This window comes from Litoreibacter ascidiaceicola, assembly GCF_900129235.1.
Lineage (GTDB): Bacteria > Pseudomonadota > Alphaproteobacteria > Rhodobacterales > Rhodobacteraceae > Litoreibacter > Litoreibacter ascidiaceicola.
This window is the reverse complement of record NZ_FQUV01000001.1, coordinates 128,361-153,363: the sequence shown is the minus strand read 5'-3', so window position 1 is coordinate 153,363 and position 25,003 is coordinate 128,361. Positions and strand designations below refer to the sequence as shown.

At 60.0% G+C, this 25,003-nt stretch carries 20 protein-coding genes and 1 tRNA gene; 18 read left to right on the top strand and 3 right to left on the bottom strand.

The window, feature by feature from the left end:
* Positions 1-51 precede the first annotated feature (51 nt).
* The gene (locus BUB72_RS00640) at positions 52-780 is read right to left on the bottom strand and encodes a FadR/GntR family transcriptional regulator (protein ID WP_073138902.1); all 729 of its coding nucleotides are present in this window, start codon (positions 778-780) and stop codon (positions 52-54) included.
* A gap of 106 nt (positions 781-886) precedes the next feature.
* Here BUB72_RS00640 and BUB72_RS00635 point away from each other — a divergent pair, with 106 nt between their 5' ends.
* The 7 genes from BUB72_RS00635 to BUB72_RS00600 all read left to right on the top strand — a co-directional run bounded on the left by BUB72_RS00635 (position 887) and on the right by BUB72_RS00600 (position 7,380).
* Positions 887-1,624 (top strand): DUF2182 domain-containing protein, encoded by a 738-nt coding sequence (locus BUB72_RS00635; protein ID WP_073138899.1) that lies wholly within the window; start codon positions 887-889, stop codon positions 1,622-1,624.
* Positions 1,625-1,639: 15 nt separating this feature from the next.
* On the top strand, positions 1,640-2,281 hold the full coding sequence (locus BUB72_RS00630) for a DUF1326 domain-containing protein (protein ID WP_073138896.1): 642 nt from the start codon (positions 1,640-1,642) through the stop codon (positions 2,279-2,281).
* Positions 2,278-2,784 (top strand): DinB family protein, encoded by a 507-nt coding sequence (locus BUB72_RS00625; RefSeq protein WP_073138893.1) that lies wholly within the window; start codon positions 2,278-2,280, stop codon positions 2,782-2,784. Before BUB72_RS00630 ends, BUB72_RS00625 begins: the two co-directional genes overlap by 4 nt.
* A gap of 256 nt (positions 2,785-3,040) precedes the next feature.
* Positions 3,041-4,141 (top strand): dimethylsulfoniopropionate demethylase, encoded by a 1,101-nt coding sequence (locus BUB72_RS00615; RefSeq protein ID WP_073138886.1) that lies wholly within the window; start codon positions 3,041-3,043, stop codon positions 4,139-4,141.
* Between the two features lie 12 nt (positions 4,142-4,153).
* Positions 4,154-5,137: an acryloyl-CoA reductase gene (gene acuI, locus BUB72_RS00610; RefSeq protein WP_073138883.1), complete on the top strand. Its 984-nt coding sequence runs from the start codon at positions 4,154-4,156 to the stop codon at positions 5,135-5,137.
* A 159-nt stretch (positions 5,138-5,296) separates the two neighbouring features.
* Positions 5,297-5,710 (top strand): universal stress protein, encoded by a 414-nt coding sequence (locus BUB72_RS00605; RefSeq protein ID WP_073138880.1) that lies wholly within the window; start codon positions 5,297-5,299, stop codon positions 5,708-5,710.
* A gap of 32 nt (positions 5,711-5,742) precedes the next feature.
* Positions 5,743-7,380 carry a BCCT family transporter gene (locus BUB72_RS00600; RefSeq protein WP_073138875.1) on the top strand — a complete coding sequence of 546 codons (1,638 nt, stop codon included), beginning with the start codon at positions 5,743-5,745 and terminating at the stop codon, positions 7,378-7,380.
* A gap of 73 nt (positions 7,381-7,453) precedes the next feature.
* On the opposite strand, the gene BUB72_RS00595 is transcribed toward BUB72_RS00600, so the two are convergent.
* A complete protein-coding gene (locus tag BUB72_RS00595) occupies positions 7,454-9,277 on the bottom strand; it encodes a BCCT family transporter (RefSeq protein ID WP_073138872.1) in 1,824 nt (607 codons plus the stop codon).
* 204 nt (positions 9,278-9,481) lie between these two features.
* Here BUB72_RS00595 and BUB72_RS00590 point away from each other — a divergent pair, with 204 nt between their 5' ends.
* The 9 genes from BUB72_RS00590 (at position 9,482) to BUB72_RS00550 (ending at position 19,519) form a co-directional block, all read left to right on the top strand.
* Entirely contained in the window at positions 9,482-10,705 is a 1,224-nt protein-coding gene (locus BUB72_RS00590; RefSeq protein WP_073140417.1) for an aminotransferase class V-fold PLP-dependent enzyme, read from the top strand.
* The gene (locus BUB72_RS00585) at positions 10,702-12,120 is read left to right on the top strand and encodes a cryptochrome/photolyase family protein (RefSeq protein WP_073138869.1); all 1,419 of its coding nucleotides are present in this window, start codon (positions 10,702-10,704) and stop codon (positions 12,118-12,120) included. Before BUB72_RS00590 ends, BUB72_RS00585 begins: the two co-directional genes overlap by 4 nt.
* 105 nt (positions 12,121-12,225) lie before the next feature.
* Positions 12,226-13,461, top strand: a complete 1,236-nt coding sequence (locus tag BUB72_RS00580) for an SAM-dependent methyltransferase (protein ID WP_073138865.1) — start codon at positions 12,226-12,228, stop codon at positions 13,459-13,461.
* Between the two features lie 8 nt (positions 13,462-13,469).
* Positions 13,470-13,928, top strand: coding sequence for a TrgA family protein (locus BUB72_RS00575; protein ID WP_083588510.1), 459 nt, complete (start codon positions 13,470-13,472; stop codon positions 13,926-13,928).
* Positions 13,929-13,941: 13 nt separating this feature from the next.
* Positions 13,942-15,069, top strand: a complete 1,128-nt coding sequence (locus tag BUB72_RS00570; RefSeq protein WP_073138861.1) for an NUDIX domain-containing protein — start codon at positions 13,942-13,944, stop codon at positions 15,067-15,069.
* A 54-nt stretch (positions 15,070-15,123) separates the two neighbouring features.
* On the top strand, positions 15,124-16,152 hold the full coding sequence (locus tag BUB72_RS00565; protein WP_073138858.1) for a cysteine synthase A: 1,029 nt from the start codon (positions 15,124-15,126) through the stop codon (positions 16,150-16,152).
* A complete protein-coding gene (locus tag BUB72_RS00560) occupies positions 16,153-18,624 on the top strand; it encodes a DUF3772 domain-containing protein (RefSeq protein WP_073138855.1) in 2,472 nt (823 codons plus the stop codon). It begins immediately after the preceding gene.
* Positions 18,621-19,334, top strand: coding sequence for an alanyl-tRNA editing protein (locus tag BUB72_RS00555; protein ID WP_073138851.1), 714 nt, complete (start codon positions 18,621-18,623; stop codon positions 19,332-19,334). Before BUB72_RS00560 ends, BUB72_RS00555 begins: the two co-directional genes overlap by 4 nt.
* 95 nt (positions 19,335-19,429) lie before the next feature.
* A tRNA-Ser gene (locus BUB72_RS00550) sits at positions 19,430-19,519 on the top strand.
* Between the two features lie 77 nt (positions 19,520-19,596).
* Here BUB72_RS00550 and BUB72_RS00545 read toward each other — a convergent pair.
* On the bottom strand, positions 19,597-20,832 hold the full coding sequence (locus BUB72_RS00545; RefSeq protein ID WP_073138848.1) for a urate hydroxylase PuuD: 1,236 nt from the start codon (positions 20,830-20,832) through the stop codon (positions 19,597-19,599).
* 99 nt (positions 20,833-20,931) lie between these two features.
* On the opposite strand from BUB72_RS00545, the gene BUB72_RS00540 reads away from it, so the two are divergent.
* Both BUB72_RS00540 and aceE read left to right on the top strand, forming a co-directional pair.
* Complete coding sequence (locus tag BUB72_RS00540) at positions 20,932-21,864, top strand: LysR family transcriptional regulator (RefSeq protein ID WP_073140411.1); 933 nt, start codon at positions 20,932-20,934, stop codon at positions 21,862-21,864.
* A 467-nt stretch (positions 21,865-22,331) separates the two neighbouring features.
* Positions 22,332-24,989 carry a pyruvate dehydrogenase (acetyl-transferring), homodimeric type gene (gene aceE / locus BUB72_RS00535; RefSeq protein ID WP_073138845.1) on the top strand — a complete coding sequence of 886 codons (2,658 nt, stop codon included), beginning with the start codon at positions 22,332-22,334 and terminating at the stop codon, positions 24,987-24,989.
* Positions 24,990-25,003 lie beyond the last annotated feature (14 nt).

Below are 25,003 nucleotides of genomic sequence, written 5' to 3'. Positions count from 1 at the left end.
GGCGGAGCGTAGGGGAGCAACCCCGATGCGGCAAGCGATAAACTGCAACCGTCAGCGCCGCGCGTGGGCGTCGAGTACGTCACGGGCCAGCGAGATGGTATAAGCCTCCAGCTCGGTCAGGGCGGCGTCTGCGTCGGCGGCGTTCTGGGCCTCCAGCGCATCGGCGATCTGCCCGTGCAGGGCGACGATCTTTTCGCGGGACCGCGCGGTGAAGGTGATCATGTTCATCAACGGCTGCATCGCCTCGACAGCCCCCGCCAGCTGGTACGACATCACGGGGTTTTGCGCCCCGTCGACCAACGCGCGGTGGAAGGCCACGTCGGAGGCGCAGAACGCCTCGTCGCTGAGGCCGGGCTGGGATTGACGGAACATCTCGGCCCGCATGGTGGCCAAATGATCCGCGCTGCGCCGCTCTGCGGACAGGCGGGTGCAGGCGCGCTCTAGCGCGAAGCGGGCCTCGCAGGCGGTGGCGATGGACACCTCGTTCATCGACAACAGTAGCGTCGAGGTGGTGATCTGCTGGGCGTAAGCGTCCGGGTATTTCAGGTGGTTCACGAAAGCACCGCCCGTTGCCCCGCGCTGCGTGCGGATCAAGGCTTGGGCCGCCAGCCGTTTCAGCGCCTCGCGCACGGTGGGACGGGAGACCTTGAATTGCTCCGCCAGTTCCGCCTCTGACGGCAGGCGGGCGTCTACGATCAGGTCACCGGCGATGATGGCGTCGCGGATGGAGGCCGCGATCTGGGCGGACAGGTCGCCTTGTGGTGTCGAAGAATTTTTCATCGGTCTCGCATCAAAATCAATTGTCAGACATATAAAAGTCTGACAATTTAAACTAGCAGGTCATACGGGAGTCGCAACGCAGATGTGGTCGGATCGGATCAGAGCAATGTCTGGCGCTCATTGGCTTGCGCTGTTCGGGCTGATCGTGCTGTCCTGGACCGCGCTTTATGCCATGTCGATCCCGCCGGAGCTGCGCCTGCTTGAGCAAACCTATGGCCGCGATTTTTGGATCAGCCTGTGCACCATCACGCCCGACGCCGCCGGATATCTGCGCATGGTGTTGATGTGGTCGCTGATGTCGGCGGCGATGATGGCACCGACGGTATTGCCCGCTTTGGCCACCTATGACGACCTGACCCATGTCAGCGACCGCGCGAATTTCGGCGCGCTGGTGTCAGGCTATCTTGTTGTTTGGTTTGGCTTTTCCATCATCGCCGCTGGGTTGCAAATTGGCTTGTTCCAAGCGGGCCTGATCGGTGCGTTCGGTGGCAGCCTCTCGGCGGGCCTGTCGGGTGCGTTGCTGATTTTGGCGGGGCTCTACCAGTTCTCGAACCTGAAAGAGGCGTGCCTGAGCAAGTGCCGCCAACCGATGACCTTCTTCATGCAGCATTTCGACGAGGGGCCGTGGCGCAGCGGATTACGGCTGGGACTGGTCTGCCTCGGCTGCTGCTGGGCCTTGATGCTTTTGGCCTTTGTGGGCGGCGTGATGAGCGTGGCTTTCATGGGATTGGCGACCGTGATCATGGTGGTGGAAAAACTGCCTGATCTGGGTCGATACATAACGAAACCTCTGGGGGGGCTTCTGCTGATTGCAGGCGCATGGACCCTCGTGACCGCGATTTAAGAAAAGGAAAGAACCATGGCTTTAGACGCGCAAGAACTTGGAACTGTTCCGTGGAACATCAAGGGCGAGCTTATTCTCAACTGCAACTGCACCGTGTTTTGCCCTTGCGTGGTTTCGCTGGGTAAACACCCGCCGACAGAGGGCTACTGTCAGGCGTGGCTGGGTATCCGCATCGACGAGGGCCATTACGGCGACGAAGACCTGTCCGGCATGGCCGTGGGCATGTTGATGGACATTCCCGGCAATATGGGGCGCGGCAACTGGAAGGCGGCGGCTTATATTGACGACCAAGCCAGCGATGCGGCCTATGCGGGGCTGGAGGCGATCCTGTCAGGGGCCGCGAAAGGCACGACGGGCCTGTTCAGCATGTTGGTCGGGGAGTTTTTAGGGGCCGAGCGCGCGCCTGTGTCCTTCACCACCGAAGGCAATGTGCGCCGCCTGATGGTCGGCAAGAAAATCCAGGGCGAAGTTGTTCCGGTCGCGGGTAAGGACGGCGCGGATATGGTGATTACCAACACCGAGTACTGGATGGGCAAAGACATCACCGTGGCCACTGCCAAACGCGGCAAGGTCCGTGCTTATGGTCGGGTTTGGGACTTCGACGGGCGCTCCGCCGAGATTTGCCAGATTGACTGGGGAGGACCAGCGCCAAAATGATCACGATTGAGTATTGCCGTGAAATGGCCCGCTACAATGCGTGGCAAAACCGCGGGCAGATGGAGATTTTCAAATCCATGAAGCCCGCGGAGCTGCGCAAGGATCGCAAGGCCTTCTTCGGGTCGGTTTTTGCGACCGCCAACCATCTGTTGTGGGCCGACCAGCTATGGATGTCGCGCTTCGATGGCGGGCTGGGCCCAAAAAGTGGCGGCGCGGATAGCGTCAACCTGCATGAGGATTTGCAGCTGTTTCTGGATGACCGCCTGCGCACGGATGCGCGGATAGAGCGGTGGGCGAAGGGGCTGAACCAGATAGATTTGGTTGGGCCGCTGACCTATTATTCTGTCATGTCAGATCGTGAGTTCAGCAAGCCCATGGCCTTGTGCGCGGTGCATTTCTTCAACCACCAGACCCACCATCGCGGGCAAATTCACGCGATGCTGACGGCGGCGGGACAGCGGCCTGATGATACCGACCTTGTGCTCATGCCGGATGACGCCTGATGCCCGTGGTGCTGGCGATCCTGCTGGCCGTCGCGGGCTTTGTCTGGTGGAGCTGGGGACGCAGGCGGGCGGGCAACGAAGTTGCGTTCCGGCTCGACAAACTATTCCGGCGCAAACCGTGCAAGTGGCGGCCAACCGGCGACGGTAAGGGCGCGCCGCAAGAATTCCGTTGCGAGACCTGCGGCGTGTCGGCCTATAGCCGCACCAGCCGAGGACCGGTTGATTGCAAACGAAATATAAGGGGAGGGCTTTGAACATGGCCACAATCGCACCATCGCGCCGCGTGCGCCGGACGCCGTTCTCGGACGGGGTCGAGGCGGCGGGCGTCAAGGGATACACCGTCTACAACCACATGCTGCTGCCGACGGTGTTCCGCTCGGTCGAGGAGGATTACCACCACCTGAAATCCGCCGTGCAGGTTTGGGATGTCGCCTGCGAGCGGCAGGTGGAGTTGCGCGGCCCCGACGCGGGGCGTCTGATGCAGATGCTAACCCCGCGCGACCTGCGGGGGATGCTGCCGGGGATGTGCTACTACGTGCCGACGGTGGACGAAACGGGCGGCATGCTCAACGATCCGGTGGCGCTGAAGCTGGCCGATGACCGCTATTGGGTGTCCATCGCGGATAGCGATATGTTGTTGTGGGTCAAAGGGATAGCCTACGCTTTTCATCTTGATGTGATCGTGGACGAGCCGGACGTATCCCCCTTGGCCATTCAAGGACCGCAAGCGGATGCTTTGGCCGCACGGGTGTTCGGCGACGGAGTCAAAGATCTGCGCTTCTTCCGCTACGGCTATTTCGACTTTCAGGGCCACATGATGCTGGTCGCGCGGTCCGGCTATTCCAAGCAAGGCGGCTTCGAGATTTATGTCGAAGGCACCGAGAAAGGCATGCCGCTGTGGAATGCCTTGATGGAGGCGGGCCGTGATCTGGACGTTCACGCCGGATGCCCCAACCTGATCGAGCGGGTCGAGGGCGGGATGCTGTCCTATGGCAACGACATGACCCGCGACAACACCCCGCATGAATGTGGGCTGGGGCGGTTCTGCTCGACGCAGACCGCCATCGGCTGCGTTGGGCGCGATGCGTTGCTGCGGGTGGCCAAGGAAGGCCCGGTGAAACAAATCCGCGCCCTGAGCATTGAGGGAGACCTGCCGCCCTGTGACCGGCTGTGGAAAATCACCGCGAAGGACAAGGTGATCGGGCAGGTGACCTCGGCGGCGAAAAGCCCTGACTTTGGCACCAATGTCGCCATCGGCATGGTGCGGATGACCCATTGGGACGATGGCACGCAGGTGCATGTGGAAACGCAAGACGGGCCGCGCATGGCGACGGTCCACGAAGAATTCTGGATTTAAAGGAGAGAGCCTATGTTTAACGCACTGATCGTCGAGAAGGATGAAGAGGGCAAGACAAGTGCCTCTGTCCAAAGCATTTCCTTGGACCGCTTGCCGGAGGGTGAGGTGACGGTTGCGGTGGAATATTCCACTGTGAACTACAAGGACGGGCTGTGCATCGGGCCGGGTGGCGGATTGGTGCGGAACTACCCGCATATCCCGGGCATCGACTTCGCGGGCACGGTGGAAGCGTCGGACGACGATCGCTACAAACCCGGTGACAAGGTGGTGCTGACCGGCTGGCGCGTGGGCGAGGCGCATTGGGGTGGCTACTCCCAGAAGGCCCGCGTCAAGGCCGACTGGCTGGTGCCGCTGCCTGATGGCTTGGACACACGGCAGGCGATGGCGGTCGGCACGGCGGGCTTTACGGCGATGCTGGCGGTGATGGCGCTTGAGGACCATGGCATCAAGGACGGCCCCGTGCTGGTCACGGGGGCTGCGGGTGGCGTGGGCTCGGTCGCGACGGCGATCCTCGCCAATCTGGGCCATGAGGTCGCGGCGGTAACTGGGCGGCCCGAGACGGCCGACTACCTGAAAAGCCTTGGTGCAACGCAGATCGTGCCCCGCGAAGAGATCAACGAGACCACCAAGCGGCCTTTGGAGGCCGAGATGTGGGGCGGTTGCGTTGACGCGGTGGGCGGCGAAATGCTGGCCCGCCTGCTGGGGCAAATGAAATACGGCGCATCGGTCTCCGCCGTGGGGCTGGCAGGCGGCGCGGCCTTGCCTGCCACGGTGATCCCGTTCCTGTTGCGCGGCGTGAACCTGCTGGGCATCGACAGCGTGATGCAGCCCTATGACAACCGTCTGCGGGCGTGGCAGCGGATCGCGAAAGACCTGCCGATGGACAAGCTCGACGCCATGGTTCAGCCCGCGACGCTGGCGGATTTGCCAAAGCTTGGGAAGGACATCCTGAAAGGTCAGGTTAAGGGTCGCGTCGTCGTCGATGTGAACGCCTGACAAAATCCTGTCGGGCGATCAGGTTGCGTTGCAACCCGCCCTCCTGTTACGGTTTTGCGACGAGGCGGTCGGGCGCTCGGCCCACCGCCTTGCAAAGCGTATGGAAATTCAAAGGCTTGAGCGTTGCTCCGGCGGCAGTTTCCAAAATTGGAGGGACCGATGTTTCACAAAATTATGGTACCGATCGATCTGGCCCATAGCGGTAAGATGGGCAAATCCCTGCTTTGCGCAGCGGAACTTGCCAAGACTCACACGGCAGAGCTTTGCTTCGTCGGCGTAACGTCCAACACACCGGGCAAGGTGGCGCACAGTCCCAAGGAATACGCGCAGAAGCTGGAAACCTTCGCGCAAGAGCAGGGCAAATCGCACGGGGTCACCGCGTCGTCGCATGCGATGACCAGCCACGATCCGGCGGTTGATCTGGACAAGACGCTGCTGGCCGCAGTGGATGAAACGGGCTGTGATCTGGTCGTAATGGCCACGCACACACCGGGGTTTAGCGAGCATATTTGGGCATCGCACGGGGGGCATCTGGCCCAGCACGCGAAAGCGTCCGTCTTTTTGGTACGTTGATAATAATAAAATAATACAGGGGAGATCAGACAATGGTCGATGAAATTGAAAGTGAAGGGATCCGCCCGCCGGACGGTGAATCGGATTTGATCGATACGGATTACGAGATTGGTCAAGACAATGTGGAAGGCAGCGTCGGGCCGTTCGGGTTCGACATCCACAACCCGGTGTTTGGCATTTCGGGCGTCGCCATCGTGGCGTTCGTGTTTTACACGCTCGCCCTGCCAGAGCAGTCGGGGGCCTTGTTCGCATGGCTTTTCGGGGCGGTGACGAAGGGCTTTGACTGGTTCTTCATCGGGGCGGCCAACATCTTCGTTTTGTTCTGCTTTTTGCTGATCGTGCTGCCCATGGGCAAGGTGCGGTTGGGTGGCAAAGACGCGGTGCCGGACTATAGCTATGTCGGTTGGTTCGCGATGCTGTTCGCCGCTGGTATGGGCATCGGGCTGATGTTCTACGGCGTGTCGGAACCGATGAGCCACTTCTCCAGCTCCTTTGGAGGCACCGCGTCCGAGGGCGGCGTGCGCACCGACTGGGCACCGCTTGGTGCTGCAGCGGGCAATCAGGAAGAGGCCATCCGACTTGGCATGGCAGCGACGATTTTCCACTGGGGCCTACACCCATGGGCGATCTATGCGGTCGTGGCGCTTAGCCTTGCCTTGTTCACCTACAACAAGGGCTTGCCTCTGACGATCCGCTCCGCGTTTTACCCGATCTTCGGGGATCGCGTCTGGGGCTGGACCGGCCACATCATCGACACGCTGGCGGTGTTTGCCACGCTGTTCGGTCTGGCGACCTCGTTGGGCTTTGGCGCGACGCAGGCAAATGCGGGGCTGAACGAGCTGTTCGGCGTGCCGATCAGCGGCACCACGCAGGTGATCCTGATCTCCGTCATCACCGCGATCGCGCTGATCTCGGTTGTGCGTGGTCTGGACGGCGGGGTGAAGATCCTGTCCGAAATCAACATGGGGCTGGCCTTCCTGCTGCTCTTGTTCGTGCTGATCGTGGGGCCGACCGTCGCGATCCTGACCGGCTTTGCCGACAGCCTGCTGGCCTATGTCCAGTATCTGCCGGCGCTGTCCAATCCGCTTGGGCGTGAGGACGTGAACTTCAGCCAGGGCTGGACCGCGTTCTACTGGGCGTGGTGGATCAGTTGGTCACCTTTCGTCGGCATGTTCATCGCCCGCGTCAGCCGTGGCCGCACCGTGCGCGAGTTCATCATCTGCGTTCTGCTGATCCCGAGCCTTGTCTGCGTGTTGTGGATGAGCGTCTTCGGTGGCACCGCGATCCATCAGGTTGTGGCCGACGGCTACGTTGCCGCACAGGATGCGCCGCTTGAGTTGAAGCTGTTCAAGATGCTGGACGCCTTGCCGCTCACCCAGATTACCTCGCTGATCGGGATCATTCTGGTAATCGTGTTCTTCGTCACCTCGTCGGATTCCGGCAGCCTTGTGATCGACACGATTACTGCAGGCGGCAAGATCGACGCTCCGGTGCCACAGCGCGTGTTTTGGTGCATCTTCGAAGGCGCGGTGGCGATCGTGCTGTTGTTGTCAGTCGGGGGGCTGAAGTCGCTCCAATCCATGGTGATTTCGACGGGACTGCCGTTTACGGTGGTGCTGCTGATGATGTGCTGGGCGATCTTCAAAGGGCTTCAAACCGAAGAACGCTAAACTTCATCTCGACACAAACGAAAAACGGCGCCCCGATCGGGGCGCCGTTTCTTTTTGGAGTAGCGAAAGACGCCTATTCGGCGGGTTGTCCTTCCGCCGCGAACTTGTCGCGCTTGCCGTCACGATACAGCGCCTTGGTCAGGGCGATCATCATCAGCCCCATGACCATGGTGAACGGAAGCGCCCCGATAATCATCGCGTTGCGCAGCGCGTCCATCGGGTTATTGTCCCCCGCGGCAAGCAGCAGCGTGCCGATCACCAAGGTCAGGATAACACCCCAAACGATGCGGTGCTTGACGCCGGTTTCCTGCTCGCCACCGGACATGATGGTGTTCATCACCAGAATGCCCGAGTCTGCGGAGGTCACGAGGAAGGTCATGATCAGCACCACACACATGATGGTGATGGCCGACAGGAATCCGCCGGAGATCATCTCGCCCAGTGTCACGAACAGCTTGGCCGTGTTGGACGCCCCGATGATGGTGCCTTCTGCGCCGCCGGTCAGTTCCAGATCAATTGCGGTGCCACCAAGGATGGTCATCCATGCAAAGCACACCAGCGACGGCGCGATCACGCAACCGATGATGAATTCGCGCACGGAACGGCCTTTGGAGATACGTGCAAGGAACAGGCCCACGAACGGCGAGAACGCGATCCACCACGCCCAGTAGAAGGTGGACCAACCGGATTGCCAGCCAAACTGACGGCCTTGGTTGCCTGCTTCGTAGGCTGCGGCCAGAACGTCGTCTGGCAGCTCTGCTGCGGCGCCTTCAAGGCCGGATTTGAAACCGTCGAAGGAGCCCCAGGCATTTGTCGCACCTGCCATCAGATCACCCGCCAATGGTTTGGCGGCTTCCGGCAATGCGGCTGCAAAGGCGTCTGCGGATTGCGGACCATATGCCCCGAAGGACAGCTGCACGAAGTTCAGGATGTAGTCGATGAACGCCGAGCCATAGGTCGACAGGGCAAAGGTGAAAGACCCGAATATGATGAAGACCAGCAGCAGGACCAACGACAGAACCAGATTGAGGTTTGAGAGGTACTTAACCCCCCGGCCAACGCCTGACACAGCAGACAGGATCGACATTGCCATGATCACCACAAGACCAGCCACAAGGCCGACTTTGCCCGGTGCAGGGGCGTCGCCCTCCATGTTCATCATCCATTCCATGCCGGTGATCGCATAGACCCCGTCAATGAACTGGCTGACACCGAACCCGATGGTCACGGACACACCCAAGATGGTGGCCACAACCCCCAGCACGTCGACGACATGGCCCAAGAAGCCATTCATCGCGCTGCCAAACAAAGGCGTCAGCGCCGCGCGGATCGTCAGCGGCATGTCACGTGTGTAAGCGTAATAGGCCAAGCTGAGGCCGGTCACGACATAGATTGCCCATGCGTGGAAGCCGTAATGCAGGAAGGTGTAGCGATAGGCCGATTGCAGCGCTTCTTCCGAATTGGCGGGAACGTCACCGGCCAGCACAACAGGGTTAGAGCCCCAAAGGCCCAAAGGCTCGGCGGTCGCGAAGACCATCAGGCCCACGCCCAGACCGGCCCCGAACATCATGGAAAACCATGAGAAATTCGAGAACTCCGGCTTCTCGCCCGGCGTGCCCATGACGCGCCGGCCAGTGGATGGAATGATTGCGATGATCGCGAGGAAGAAGAAGAACAGCCCCGTGATGATGACATAAAACGAGTTGAAGCTGGCGAGGATCGCGCTGTTCCAGCTGCTTAGCGTGCTGTTGGCGTAGCCCGGAAAGACCAGCGCCCAAAGTACCAGCGCAACCATGATCCCCTTGGAGATCAAAGCGATTGGAACGCTGTTTCCGTGGTAAAACCCGCCATCTGCTGTTGAGATGTCGAGGTCGGTGAAGGGTGGTTTGATACTCATATTTCCCTGTCCATGTTGGGCGGGGCATGCTGTTCGTTATCGTTCGAAATTCTATAAGCCCCGTCTTCCCGTCCTCCTCGGACGGGTCATGGCGAAGCCTAAGCAGGTGACAGAATGTCGCAACGTCTGAAAGCGATGCGATTCTGTCTGTTGGCGACAGATTGGGTGCTTGCGTGGCGTAAACTGACGGGCCAAGATCGCCCAATGAAACTTGATATTGAATTCGTGCGGGCGCAATTCCCGGCTTTCGACGCGGCCCCTTTGAAGGGGCAGGCTTTCTTTGAAAATGCAGGCGGGTCCTATACCTGCCGCCCTGTGATCGACCGGCTTTTCCGGTTCTATACCGAACGCAAGGTACAGCCCTACGCGCCCTATGAGGCGTCGACCCTTGGCGGCGCAGAGATGGACGAGGCGCGGGCGCGGCTCTCGGCGATCCTTGGCGTCGAGACCGACGAGCTATCGTTTGGGCCGTCGACCACGCAAAACACCTACGTTCTTTCGCAAGCCTTCGCGCAATGGATGACGCCGGGTGACGCGATCATCGTGACCAATCAGGACCACGAGGCCAATTCCGGCCCGTGGCGGCGTCTGGCGGAGCGCGGGTTCGAGGTGCGCGAGTGGCAGATCAACCCCGAGACCGGCCATCTGGACCCCGCCGATCTGGCAAACCTGCTGGACGACAAGGTGCGGTTGGTGGCGTTCCCGCATTGCTCCAACGTGGTCGGCGAGATCAACGACGTCGCCGCCATCTGCGCCCAAGTGCATGAAGCGGGGGCTGTGGCCTGCGTCGACGGCGTGTCCTACGCGCCGCATGGCTTGCCGGATGTGGGCAAGCTGGGGGCGGATATCTACTTGTTCTCGGCCTACAAGACCTACGGGCCGCATCAGGGGATCATGGTGATCCGCCGCGATCTGGGGATGAAACTTCCGAACCAAGGCCACCACTTCAACGGCGACTCCCTCTACAAGCGGTTCACCCCTGCGGGGCCGGACCACGCACAGGTCGCGGCCAGCGCGGGCATTGCGGACTATGTCGACGCTTTGTATGACCACCACATAGGCGGCGACGCGGCCCCTGCGACCAAAGGGGCGGCGGTGCACGACCTGATGCAGGCGCATGAGCATGAGGTGTTGCAACCGTTGCTGGACTACGCGTCGGCCAAGAACTCGGTGAGGTTGATCGGGCCGGACAAGGCGGCCTCACGGGCACCGACCGTGGCACTTGCCCTGCAAGCGAACGCAGAGGAGACGGCAGCGCAACTGGCACCGCTCGGTATCATGGCGGGTGGCGGCGATTTCTACGCAGGCCGCGCGCTGGAGGCGATGGGCGTCGACATGGACCGCGGCGTGCTGCGGTTGTCGTTTGTGCATTATACTTCAAAGGCAGAGGTTGACCGGCTGATAGACGCACTAGATCAGGTTTTATGAGTGATACACCAATTCTGTTCTGGTTCCGCCGCGACCTGCGGTTGGGCGACCATGAAGGCCTGAGTGCGGCGGCCAAGACCGGCCGACCCGTGATCCCCGTTTTTATCCATGACGAAGTGGTCGAGACCCACGGCGCCGCGCCGAAATGGCGGTTGGGGCTGGGGGTGGACCATTTCGCGGGGACGCTGGAGGACATCGGCTCCAAACTGATCTTGCGGCGCGGCAAGGCGCTCGACGTGCTCCGCGATCTGATCGGCGAGACAGGGGCAGGGGCCGTGTGGTGGTCGCGGGCCTATGACCCCGACGCGATTGCGCGGGACAAAGGTGTGAAGGAAGCCCTGAAAGACGACGGCATCGACGCGCAAAGCTTCAAGGGGCATGTGCTGTTCGAGCCGTGGACCGTCGAGACCAAAACAGGCGGGTTTTACCGGGTCTTCAGCCCGATGTGGAAATCCGTGCGCGGATGGGACCTTGCGGCGGACATCTCGGCGGTGAGCGAACTATGCGCGCCCGACCAGTGGCCGTCTTCGGACAAAATCGACGACTGGCAGATGGGGGCTGCGATGCGCCGTGGCGCGGATATCGTGGCCAAGCATGTGGCTGTAGGTGAAGAGGCGGCATCGACCCGTCTGGCCACCTTCATCCGCGACCGCATCGACGGCTACAAAGATGCTCGCGACCAGATGGCAGCGCGCGGCACCTCGATGCTGTCGGAAAACCTGACCTATGGCGAAATCTCCCCGCGCCGTTGCTGGCATGCGGGCTGGCGAGCGGTGCATGAAGGCAAATCGGGCGCGGAGACCTTCCTGAAAGAGCTGGTCTGGCGGGAATTTGCCTACCATCTGGCCTACCACACACCACGCATAATGGACAAAAACTGGCGTGAGGAATGGGATGACTTCCCGTGGAAGGACGACGAACGCGCCGCCGAGATCAAGGCCTGGAAACAAGGGCGCACGGGTATCCAGTTGGTGGATGCGGCCATGCGCGAGATGTATGTCACCGGCTACATGCACAATCGCGGGCGGATGATCGTGGCCTCTTACCTGACCAAGCACCTGATGACCCATTGGAAGGTAGGGCAGGCGTGGTTTGACGATTGCCTGATCGACTGGGATCCGGCTTCAAATGCAATGGGATGGCAGTGGTCGGCGGGCTCTGGCCCCGATGCGACGCCCTATTTCCGCGTCTTCAATCCCGCGACGCAGGCCGAGAAGTTCGACAATGATCGCAGCTACCGCGCGCGCTATTTGGGGGAGCTGTTCAAGGATCACGGCGGGGAGGCGGAAGATTACTTCAAGGCCATTCCGAAGTCGTGGAGCATGGCGATCACTGACGACTATCCCAAGCCGGTTGTGGCGTTGGATGAAGGCCGGCAGCGTGCGTTGGACGCCTATCAGCAACGCAAGGGATAAGCACCGCTCGGCGATCACTGAAAAAACACGACCGCGTTGCTTTACTTGAGAAATTTCGCGCTATCTGTCAAAATTCATGAATATGCTAAGTTAGGGAGGCAGGGCATGAATGTTCTCACTGGCGATGTGCTGACACAGGATGTGTTAACGAGCACGCAAGGACAGCACGCGCTTCCGCGCTATTTTCCGCAGGCTTTTGCCACCGCTCAAAAGATGCGCGCGGGGCGGCTGGATATGAAGCTGCCAGATGGCCGCGTGTTTCGTGCCGAAGGGCGCGAGGCGGGGATTTGTGCCGAGATCGACATTCACAATGCCGACCTGTTTGCCCGTTTGATCCGCGAGGGTGATCTGGGTTTTTGTGACGCCTATCTGGACGGCTGGTGGACCACCCCCGATTTGCAGGCTTTCATGGACTTGATGCACGCTGACAACGAGGAGGTCTATGACGGCTTTCCCGGCCTCGGGCTGGTGCGGGCCTATGAGAAGATGCGGTTCTGGATGCAGCGCAATTCACGCGAACAGGCGCGCAAGAACATCAGCTATCACTACGATCTGGGGAACGAGTTTTACGCCTTGTGGCTTGATCCGTCGATGACCTATAGCTCGGCGTTGTTCAAAGGCGACGAGAGCCATGAGGAGGCGCAGCAGGCCAAATATGCCTCCATGCTGGAGCAGATGGGCGCGCAGACAGGCGATCATGTGCTTGAAATCGGCTGCGGCTGGGGCGGGTTTGCCGAACATGCCGCGCGCAAGGGGATCAGGGTTACCGGGCTGACGATCAGTCAGGAACAGCATGATTATGCGGTGGCGCGGATTGCGCAGGCTGGCCTCAGCGATCTGGTCGAGATCAAGATGCAGGATTACCGCGACGAGCGCGGGCAGTATGACGGGATTGCCAGCATCGAGATGTTCGAGGCGGTGGGCGAAAAATACTGGCCGGTTTATTTCGATGCAGTGCGCGACTGCCTGAAGCCCGGCAAAAGTGCGACCCTGCAGATAATCACCGTCGAGGATCGCCGCTGGGAGGTCTACAACCGTCAGGTGGATTTCATCCAGAAATACATCTTTCCGGGCGGCATGTTGCCGTGCCCGTCGGTGCTGCGAACGCAGATCAAGCGGGCAGGGCTGGAGACCGTGCGCTCCATCGAATTCGGGCAAAGCTATTCGAAAACCCTGCGCCTGTGGCATGAGACGTTCAACGCCCGATGGGGCGAGGTGGAAGAATTGGGGTTTGACCAACGCTTTAGAAACATGTGGAATTTCTATCTGACCTCTTGCGCCGCTACGTTTTGGAGTGGAAACTGCGATGTGACGCAGATCACCATGAAAAAAACCGAGTAGTTTCTACAATGACCACCACTGCCAAGATGCCCACAGCCGCCAAACTTGTTGCCGGAGTCATTTTTGCGATCACGGGTTACTTCGTGGCCGAACTGATCAGACCAACGCTTCCAGAGGGGCAACCGCTGAAATGGCTGTTGCCGATTTGCGTCGGGATTCCGCTGATTGTCGGCTGGCGTATCATGGGAAAACTGGTGGGCAAGAACTACGGCGCCAGTATGAACAATGGCCTCTATGTCGTTGTTGTATCTACGGTTTCTGTCACCTTCATCTTCGCGGTAGCTTTGATGATCAAGAAATCCCGCCGCTTGCAATATGACGGCCCGATGGAGGCCTTGGTCGATGTCTTCGCATTGATGCTTGAATACGGATTGCTGTTGCTGAACCCGTTTGTGTTGGCGGTGCTGGTTATCGGTGGGTTCTTCGGCGGGATTGCCTCCGAATGGGCGCATCGCAAGTTCGAGTGACGGCGTGAACATAATGGCAGCTGCGGACGACATCGTCCTGTTCGGCACCCTGACAGACCCTGAACTTCTGGAAATCGTGCTGGGCGCTGTGGCAGATGCGCAACCCGTCGCGCTGGCCGATCACCGCGTGTTTACGGCGGCAGGCGAGACCTTTCCGCTGCTGTTGCCCTGCGAAGGTGCGCAAGCGGAAGGGTTGCTTCTGCAGAATCTGACGGACGAGCAGGTTGCACGGCTGGACTATTACGAAGCCCCCTATGGATATGAGTTGGTGCCGGTTGTGCTGGCGGACGGGCAGCGCGCGCGGCTCTACACGCCAACCGACAACCAGTATGGCAAGGGCGCGCCATGGAGCCTTGCGCATTGGCAGCAGACCATGGGCGCTGTGACCCGCGAGGCGGCCCACGAGATTATGGACCTGTTCGGCAAAATAGCGATTGCTGATTTGGTGCGAAAGCTTGGACCGATCCGGGCGCGGGCGCAGGCGCGTGTGAACGCGCTGAATGATGCGCCTCCGGTCACCTTACGGCAAGGTGCGTCGCGTGACGCGGTCGAGGTGGTCGCGCAGAACCGACCCTATTCACGGTTCTTTGCGTTGGACGAGCTGACGCTGCGCCATACCCGATTTGATGGCGGGACAAACCTTGTGGAGCGCGAGGTGTTCGTCGCGGTCGATGCGGTTGTGGTGCTGCCCTATGATCCGGTGCGCGACACCGTTTTGCTGATCGAGCAGTTTCGCCCCGCGCCCTTCGCGCGTGGTGATTTGAACCCGTGGTGCCTTGAAGCGGTGGCCGGACGTATTGACGGGGGCGAAAGCCCAGAGACCGCGGCCCATCGCGAGGCGGAGGAAGAGACGGGACTGTCTCTGTCCGAATTGGTGCCAGCGGCAAATTACTACCCGTCACCGGGGGCGTTTACGGAGTATTTGTATTGCTTCCTTGGACTTGCAGACCTGCCTGACGCTGCGGCGGGGCTGGGCGGGTTGGACGCCGAGGCCGAGGACATCCGGTCGATGGTGATCCCGTTTGCAACATTGATGGACGCCGTGCGCAGCGGAGAGGTCCAGAACGGGCCGCTTTTGATTTGCGCCTTTTGTCTGGATCGTGAACGCACAAGGCTGCGCGCGGACGCAACACCTGCTTGAGTTCGCCCCGTGCGATGCCTATCAAAGGGCAAGCGCTGAACAGGAGTTTCGCAGATGGCTATCAAGAAAAACCTAGCCGAGTTGGTGGGCAACACGCCCCTTATCCGATTGAACGCCGCCAGCGAGGCGACGGGCTGCGAAATACTGGGCAAAGCCGAATTCATGAACCCCGGTCAGTCGGTCAAGGACCGGCCTGCGCTCTATATCATTCGGGATGCGATTGCCTCTGGTGCGTTGAAGCCCGGTGGCACGATTGTCGAAGGCACCGCGGGCAACACGGGCATCGGCCTTGCACTGGTCGGCGCGTCGATGGGCTTCAAGACCGTGATCGTCATCCCCGAGACGCAAAGTCAGGAAAAGAAAGACATGCTACGCCTTGCGGGGGCGGAGCTGGTCGAAGTGCCAGCCGCACCTTACCGCAAACCGAACAATTTCGTGCGCTATTCGGAGCGTTTGGCCAAGAAGCTGAACGAAACCGAGCCGAACGGCGCGATCTGGGCGAACCAATTTGACAACGTGGCCAACCGTCAGGCCCATATCGAGACCACAGGTCCGGAGATTTGGGAGCAAACCGGCGGCAAGGTCGACGGCTTTATCTGCGCAGTCGGCTCTGGTGGCACCTTGGCGGGGATCGCCATGGCGTTGCAGCCGAAGGGCGTGAAGATCGGCTTGGCGGACCCGATGGGGGCGGCACTGTATGACTGGTACACGAAGGGGGAGCTGACCATGGATGGCGGCTCCATCGCCGAAGGGATCGGTCAGGTGCGCATCACCAAGAACCTTGAAGGGCTGACGCCGGACTACAATTATCAGATCCCCGACGAAGAGGCGCTGCCGATTGTGTTCGACACGCTGCAACATGAAGGGCTGTGCCTCGGTGCCTCGTCCGGCATCAATATCGCCGGGGCGATCCGTCAGGCGAAAGATATGGGACCGGGCCATACCATCGTGACCATCCTGTGTGACTACGGCACTCGGTATCAGTCAAAACTGTGGAACCCGGAGTTCCTGAAAGAGAAGGGGCTGCCATACCCTGAATGGCTGGCGCGTGCGCCACAGCCCATGCCGAGCGTGTTCGAATAGATGGCCCGTTTGACGTTACTGCGCGCTTTCCTTGTCGCGCTTACCTTGTGTTTTGGCGTCGTCGCCGGACAGGGCCCTGTGTTGGCGCAGGCGGTTACGACCCAAAGTGGCGCGCCGGATTATGACGCATGGGAGCGTGATGCAACGCGTGCTGACGAGGTGCTGGTGCAAGACCGCGCCTCGGTCGAGGGGCTGCAATCCCTGCGTGAGCAGCTTGCCTCGTGGCGCGAGGTGTTTTTGCGCCGTCAAAGCGTAAACAAGGACCGCATATCCACACTCAAAAGCCAGATCAGCGCTTTGGGTCCTTTGCCCGCCGAAGGGGAAAGCGAGCCTGAAGAGATCGCCAGCCGACGTGCAGAACTGACAACGGAGCTTGATTCCGCGACCGCCCCGATCCGGCGCGCCGAGGAAGCCTATACGCGGGCCGACGGCCTTATTTCACGGCTCGATAGCAGCGTGAGGGACCGTCAGACAAACCAGTTTCTGGAACTGAATTCCACGCCCCTGAACCCTGCATTGTGGTCCGGTGCCATACTGTCGGTGGCAGAGGTCGGGGCTAAGGTTGTCACCGAGGTGAAGTCCAACCTGGCCTCGGCGAAACGCTATGAAACCTTGAAAGGCAGCTTGCCCCTGATCCTTGTTTTACTGGTGACGGGGCTGATTTTTGTCGTTCGAGGCGGCGCGTGGGTCGAACGCGGTCTGGCCAAGCTGCGCGACAGTCGCCACGCCAGTCGCGCCCGTGTTCGGGTCGGCGTGTTCCTGATTTCGCTGGCCTCGCTCATCTTGCCGATTGTCGGGTTGACGCTGATCCTTGAAGCAGCTGATCAAAGCGAGTTGACCGGTGTCGCTGGCGACGCGGTTCTGGAAATTCTGTCAGCCGTGGTCATCATCATCTATGTAGCACGCTGGCTTGCCCGTCAGATTGCACCACCTGCCTATCCACCGCATCCGTTGCTGACTTTGGCTGAAGGGCAAGGGCTGCAAATTCGCGTGTTGATCAACTTCGCAGGGCTATTCATCGCGGCCAATGCGGCGATCGGCGGGCTGTTGTTAACCGATCTGCTGACCGATGCTGCCGCATCCGTTCTTGGCCTGCCGGTGATCATACTGGCGGGGCTGTTCTTGTTCCGCATTGCAACATTGATGGTGGTTTCGGCGAAGGCGGCACAGGTCCAGTCGGCTGAAGCCAGCGACGCCGAAGAGCAAAGCATAGGTCCGGACGGCCCCAACGGGCTGGTTCTTCGGTATCTTGGCCGCGCGGCGCGCATCGTGGCCATCGTCGGGCCGCTGCTGGCGATAATTGGCTACACTTACGCGGGCAACGTGCTGGTGTATTCCACCTATCTGACCCTTGCGGTGATGGCGGGTGTCGCGATCCTGCAAAGACTTGTGCGTGACATCTACTCGATGATCCGCGGAGAAGAAGCAGGCAGCAACGGGCTTATTCCGGTGCTGATCGGCTTCGCCCTAACCCTATGCTCCCTGCCGCTTCTGGCGTTGATCTGGGGCGCGCGTGTCACCGATCTGAGCGAAGCGTGGACGATGGTGGCGTCGGGCGTGCAATTGGGCGACAGCCGCATCTCGCCCGTCGATTTCCTGAAATTCGCGGTGATCTTCGCGGCAGGCTACGGCCTGACCCGCCTGATGCAAGGCACACTGCGCACGCAGATCCTTCCGCGCACCGATCTCGACACGGGCGGGCGCAACGCCATGGTGGCCGGAACGGGCTATATCGGTATTTTCCTTGCCGCCCTGATTGCCATCACCAGCGCAGGGATTGACTTGTCCTCTCTGGCGATTGTCGCAGGTGCGCTGTCTGTTGGTATCGGCTTCGGGCTGCAAACCATCGTGTCAAACTTCGTGTCCGGCATTATCTTGTTGATCGAGCGCCCGATTTCCGAGGGCGACTGGATCGAGGTCGGGGGCACCATGGGCGTGGTGCGCGACATCTCGGTGCGTGCGACGCGGGTCGAGACCTTTGATCGCCGCGACGTGATCGTGCCCAACGCGGACCTGATTTCGACCTCGGTGACGAACTGGACCAAGGGCAATCTGACGGGACGGATCATCGTCTCGGTCGGGGTGGCTTATGGGACGGACACCAAACGGGTCGAGCGGATTTTGCGCGAGATTGCGGAAGCCGAACCGCTGGTGATCCTGAACCCGCCGCCCAGCGTGCTGTTCCGTGGCTTTGGTGCGGATTCGCTGGATTTCGAGATCCGCGCGATTATCCGCGACGTGAACTATGTGACCCATGTGCCATCCGAGATGAACCACGAGATTGCACGCCGCTTCGCCGAAGAGGGGATCGAAATACCCTTCGCACAGCGCGACGTCTGGCTGCGCAACCCCGAGGCGCTGCAAGCGTCAGCGGAGAAGAAACCTGCGGAGAAGAAGCCAGAGGCGAAGAAGTCAGCAGCCAAGAAGCCTGCGACCGAAAAACCGGCGCCAAAGCAGGGACCAAAGTTATGAGCCTGTTGTTTCGCGACGATGCCTATCTGAAAGAAGCCAAAGCAATGGTTGCCGCCGTCACCGAGCAGGGCGTGATCTTGGATCGCGCGTTGTTCTACCCCACGGGTGGCGGACAGCCGGGTGACATGGGGCGACTGGACTGGGCGGGTGCAAGTTGCGCCATTGTGGACGCACGGAAAGGCACAGGCGACGAGGTTGTGCTGATCGTGCAAGAGGGTGACCCGATGCCGGAGACCGGCATGCAGGTGACCCAAATCCTCGACTGGGATCGTCGTCATGCGCATATGCGGGTGCATACGGCGCTGCATCTGTTGTCGGTTGTGATCCCGCTAGGTGTGACAGGTGGCCAGATCGGCACCGAAAAAGGCCGGCTGGATTTTGACATGCCCGAGCCGCCCGAAGACAAGGCCGCGCTTGAACAGGCGCTGAACGCGCTGATTGAGCGCGATCTGCTGATCTCGGAACAATGGATCACGGATGCGGAACTTGAGGCCAATCCCGGCCTCGTCAAAACCATGTCCGTGCAGCCGCCCAAAGGGGCAGGGCGCGTGCGTCTGGTTCGTATCGGGGATGAAGCCGAGCAAATCGACCTGCAACCCTGTGGCGGCACCCATGTGGCGTGCAGCGCGGAAATTGGCCCTGTTCGGATCGGCAAAATCGAAAACAAGGGCCGCAACAACAGACGGGTGCACCTGCATCTTGAAAGCTAGTGTGATGCGGTTGCACTGCGGCGCTTAACTCTTCTTGAAAAGAGCGGAATTGCCCCTTGCGCTTCCCCTGTGCTTTTGGCTACACCCTGCGCCACGGACAGGTGGCCGAGTGGTCGAAGGCGCACGCCTGGAAAGTGTGTAGGCGGGAGACCGTCTCCAGGGTTCGAATCCCTGTCTGTCCGCCACCACCCCATTTTGTAGAGTTTCATCTGGTCGCCTTGGGCGAACTGCGATCTTTGGGCGTTACTCCCTGGAGGCGCGGTTAACCACCAGTGCGGACTTCGCGGACCCAGGCGATGATCGTCGCGCGGGCCTCCAGATCCATCTGGACTGCGTTGGGCGGCGGCATGGCGTGGCTGACACCTGCGTGAAGGTAAATCTCGCTGGCGTGCCGCGCAACGTCGCCTTTGGTTTCAAGGTAGACACCTTTGGGCGCCCACAGCATCCCATCCCAGACGGGCTCGCGTGCATGGCACATCGAGCAGTTTCCGACGACAGTGTCGTAAGCGTCCTCGAACGAGGCGGCGGAGGCGAATTTCTCCTCATAGGCGGTCAGGGGGCGAGCCTCGGCCTCTTCCCATGTCTCGCCGGTGCGCACGGTGGACAGCCACGCGATCACGATCATCAAAACCACGGTCACGCCCCAAGTCCAGTTCGGACCTTTGCCGGTGGAGTGCATGGTGTTGAAGTAGTGACGGATGGTGACACCGGTCAGGAAGATCAGGCTGGCAATGATCCACGCATATTGCGTCCCGAAAGCCAGCGGGTAGTGGTTGGACAGCATCAGGAACACGACTGGCAGGGTCAGGTAATTGTTATGGGTGGAGCGCACTTTGGCGATCTTGCCATACTTGGCGTCCGGTGTGCGGCCTGCCTTAAGGTCGGCCACGACGATCCGCTGGTTCGGCATGATCTGGAAGAACACATTCGCAGTCATGATCGTCGCGGTGAAGGCACCCAGATGCAGCAGGGCGGCGCGGCCTGTGAAAATCTGGTTGTAGCCCCATGACATGATCACAAGGATCACGAATAGCAGCAGCATCAGCAGGGTAGGTTGCTCGCTCAGCTTGGATTTGCACATGAAGTCGTAGGCCAGCCAGCCGATGGTCAGGGAGCCGCCGGAGATCGCGATGCCTTGCCACAAGCTCAATTCGGCTTTGGTCGGGTCAAGAAGATACAGCTCACCGCCGACCCAATAGACGATCATCAGCATGGCTGCACCGGACACCCAGGTGATGTAGCTTTGCCATTTGTGCCAGATCAGATGCTCCGGCATGTTCTCGGGGGCGACCAGATATTTCTGGATGTGGTAGAACCCGCCGCCATGCACCTGCCATTCTTCGCCATGCGCACCTACGGGCATGTTGGGGGCTTTGCGCAGGCCCAGATCAAGGGCGATGAAATAGAAGGATGCACCGATCCACGCCATCGCGGTGATTAGATGTAACCAGCGGACCGAGAAAGCGATCCAGTCCCACATGATAGCCAGGTCGTACATAGCATCCTCCCACGATTCGAGTTCATTCACACTCTAGGCGTGCCTGCGTTATTCTTGTATTGTTACAAAACACCAAGCAGCATCAAAAAAAACAAAACAATGTCTTATCTAGATAATATCCGCACATTTGTCCGAGTCTACGAGCTAGGCAGCATGTCTGCTGCCGGTCGGGATTTGCGCATTTCGCCTGCGGTGACGTCCTCGCGGATATCGCAACTAGAGCAGCATCTGGGGGTGCGATTGTTCCAGCGGACCACGCGAAATCTGGCCCCGACAGAGCAAGGCAAGGTGTTTTACGGCGGGGCGTGTACCGTACTGGAATCCGTAGAGGCCGCGGAGGCGCAAGTCGTCGACATCACCGACTACCCGCGCGGCTCGCTTTATGTGGCGGCCCCGTTGGGGGTTGGCCGACGGCTGATCGCGCCGCAAGTTCCTGCCTTTTTGGCTGAGTATCCCGAAGTGAGCGTTCGGCTAAGACTGACGGACAGAACGGTGGACCTGACCACGGAAGGCTTGGACCTTGCCTATTTCCTAGGCCAGCCCGAAGACAGCACCCTTCGCATCAAGAAAATCGCCGACGTCCAGCGTGTGTTGTGTGCCTCGCCACACTATATCGAGAAACACGGACATCCTCGGTCAGGCGACGAGATCGTCAAGGACAAGCATGAATGCCTGAACCTTCGCTTTCCCGGCGCGGCCGAGTTTCAATGGCCGTTGATGACCAAAGCGGGCCCGAAACGATATCGCGCGTCGGGGCATTACGAATGTGACGATGGTGACATTTTAGTGGATTGGGCATTGGCGGGGCAGGGCATCACGCTGAAACCTGTCTTCGAAGTGGCCGAGTATCTGAAGTCGGGCGAGTTGGTTGTGGTGGGCGAAGAGACACCGCCCGAGCCGATCCAGATGGCGTGCCTGTTTACCCATCGCCGCCACCAAGACCCAAAAACCCGCCTGTTCATGGAGTTTGTTTTCGACCGCATCAGTGGCGTGATCAAAAAAACAAGGTTACCGGAACAATTGCCGCGCTAGGCGCTTCCGGTCTGGCAAGGCTACGCCCTTCGCAAAGATACCTTCGCGTTTATTTTGACAAACAATTTAGTTGCTTCGAAATACAAACAACGAAACCTGACATGCCCTGAGGGCACATTTACTGCGTTCGTTAGGGCTCTGGTTGCCGGAGACATATCTCATCAGGGCAAAAGAATCCGGTTGGCGCGCCCTCAGTAATGGGTATCGTAGGAAAACCGGAGGAAAAATGATTTACCCATTCTCAAGCCCATCTGGTGGTATCGGCCCCAGTGCCGCAGGTTGCATTGCAGCAATCCGGAAAGCTGTCATCTCGTTGCCAGATTGTGTCATGGGGCAGCGCGACAACTCGATTTTCTACAGCAGGCCGGGGATGTGACCCGGCTTTTTTGACTCAAAACCAGACGCCAAGCGGTTCGCGTCTGAATACTGACACTGACCCAATTCCGCGCGTCTATCGGAGATACAGAATGACAATCCAGAACACCGACATTGATCCGATCGAGAGTCAGGAATGGCAGGAATCCATTCAGGATGTGATCGAAAAAGATGGCGCAAACCGTGCCCACTACCTGCTGGACAAAGCGGTTCAGCAAGCGCGCGCTGCAGGGGCCACGCTGCCGTTTTCCGCCACGACGCCGTATCAGAACACCATTCCTGCCGATGACGAGCTGGCCGTGCCGGGCGATCTGGACATGGAATGGCGTATCCGCACGATCAACCGCTGGAACGCGATGGCGACGGTTGTGCGCCGCAACAAGGAAAGCAGCGAATACGGCGGACATATCGCGTCCTTCGCATCGTCGGCAGTTATGTATGACATCGGGCTGAACCACTTCTGGCGCTCCAAATCCGCGATCCACGGCGGCGACCTGGTGTTCTTCCAAGGCCACGTGATCCCGGGCATCTATGCGCGGTCGTTCATGGAGGGCCGGATCAGCGAGGAGCAGCTGGAGAACTTCCGGTCCGAAGTGGATGGTGGCGGTTTGTCCTCCTATCCGCACCCGTGGCTGATGCCGGATTATTGGCAATTCCCGACCGTCTCGATGGGCCTTGGCCCGCTGATGGCGATCTATCAGGCGCGGTTCATGAAATACATGCACAACCGTGGCCATATCGACATGGCCGACCGCAAGGTCTGGGCATTCCTCGGCGATGGCGAGATGGACGAGCCGGAAAGCCGTGGCGCGATTGATCTGGCGGCGCGCGAAGGCTTGGACAACCTGATCTTCGTGGTGAACTGCAACCTGCAACGCCTTGACGGGCCGGTACGCGGCAACGGCAAGATTGTGCAGGAACTGGAAGGCGACTTCCGCGGGGCCGGTTGGAACGTGATCAAGCTGCTCTGGGGTAAGGGTTGGGATGATCTGCTGGAAAATGACAGCACCGGACGTCTCAAGCAGTTGATGGACGAGACCGTCGATGGCGATTACCAGACCTTCAAGTCGAAAGACGGCGCTTATATTCGCAAGCACTTCTTCGGCAAATATCCCGAAACGGCGGCCTTGGTGGCCGACTGGAGCGACGAGCAAATCTGGGCGTTGCGGCGTGGCGGACATGATCCGCAGAAGGTGTATACGGCGTTCAAGAAAGCCAGCGACACCAAGGGCCAGCCGACCTGTCTGTTGATCAAAACGGTCAAAGGCTATGGCATGGGGACGGCGGGCGAGGGGCAGAACACGACCCACTCAGCCAAAAAGTTCGCCGACAACCAGCTGCGTGACTTCCGTGACCGGTTCGACATTCCCGTCTCGGACGAAGACCTGCTGAAAGCGCCGTTTGTGGCGTTGAACAACTCACAGAAAGCGTATCTGGCGGACCGTCGCACGGCACTTGGCGGAGCGTTCCCGAAACGCGAATGGCGTGATGCGCCGAAGCTGGAAATACCACCTTTGACGAAGTTCGAGGCGCAATTGAAAGGCACGGGCGATCGGGAAATCTCGACGACGATGGCCTATGTGCGCATTCTGACGACGCTGCTGCGCGACAAGACCATCGGCAAGTTCGTGGTGCCGATTGTGCCCGACGAGTCCCGCACATTCGGGATGGAAGGGCTGTTCCGCTCGGCCGGGATTTATAACCCGCTGGGGCAAAACTACACGCCTGAAGATGCCGACCAGATGATGTTCTACAAGGAAACGACCGACGGTCAGGTCCTGCAGGAAGGCATCAACGAGGCCGGCGCCATGGCCGACTGGATCGCGGCGGCGACGTCGTATTCCAACCACGGCGTGCCTATGATCCCGTTCTACATCTACTACTCGATGTTCGGGCATCAGCGTGTTGGTGACTTGGCATGGGCCGCAGGCGACAGCCGCGCGCGGGGCTTCCTTTTGGGGGCAACGGCAGGCCGGACCACGCTGAACGGCGAGGGGCTCCAACACGAGGATGGCCACAGCCACATTCTGGCAGGCACCATTCCGAACTGCGTCACCTATGATCCGACCTTCAGCTACGAGGTTGCGGTGATTATCCATAACGGCCTGCAGCGCATGTTCGTCGATCAGGAAGATATCACCTTCTACATCACCCTGATGAACGAGAATTACAGCCATCCCGATATGCCAATGGGCGCGGAGGAGGGGATCCTGCGCGGACTCTACCGCATGTCCGAGACCAAGAAGCCGGGCAAGAAACACGTCAACCTGATGGGCTCCGGCACCATTCTGGTGCAGGCGATCGAGGCGGCGAAGATGCTGAAAGACGATTTTGGCGTTACTTCCGACATCTGGTCGGCCACCTCGTTCAACGAGTTGGCCCGCGACGGTCAGGACGCAGCACGCCACAACAGGCTGAATCCGCTGATGGACAGCCAAGTGCCATATGTGACCCAAGCCCTGAGCAAGGCCCAAGGCCCGATCATCGCGGCGACGGATTACATGAAGAACTACGCCGAACAAATCCGCGCCTTTGTGCCGGGGTCCTACACCGTGCTGGGCACGGACGGCTTTGGCCGCTCCGACAGCCGGGTCAATCTGCGCCGCTTCTTCGAGGTGGATGCAAATCACATTGCCGCGGCGGCGATGGTGGATCTCTACAAGGCGGGCAACGTGACCAAGAAAGACTTGGAAGCAGCCCTCAAGAAATACGACATCGACGGCGCCAAGCCGAACCCACGGCTCGCTTAATCAGCGCCTGAGAG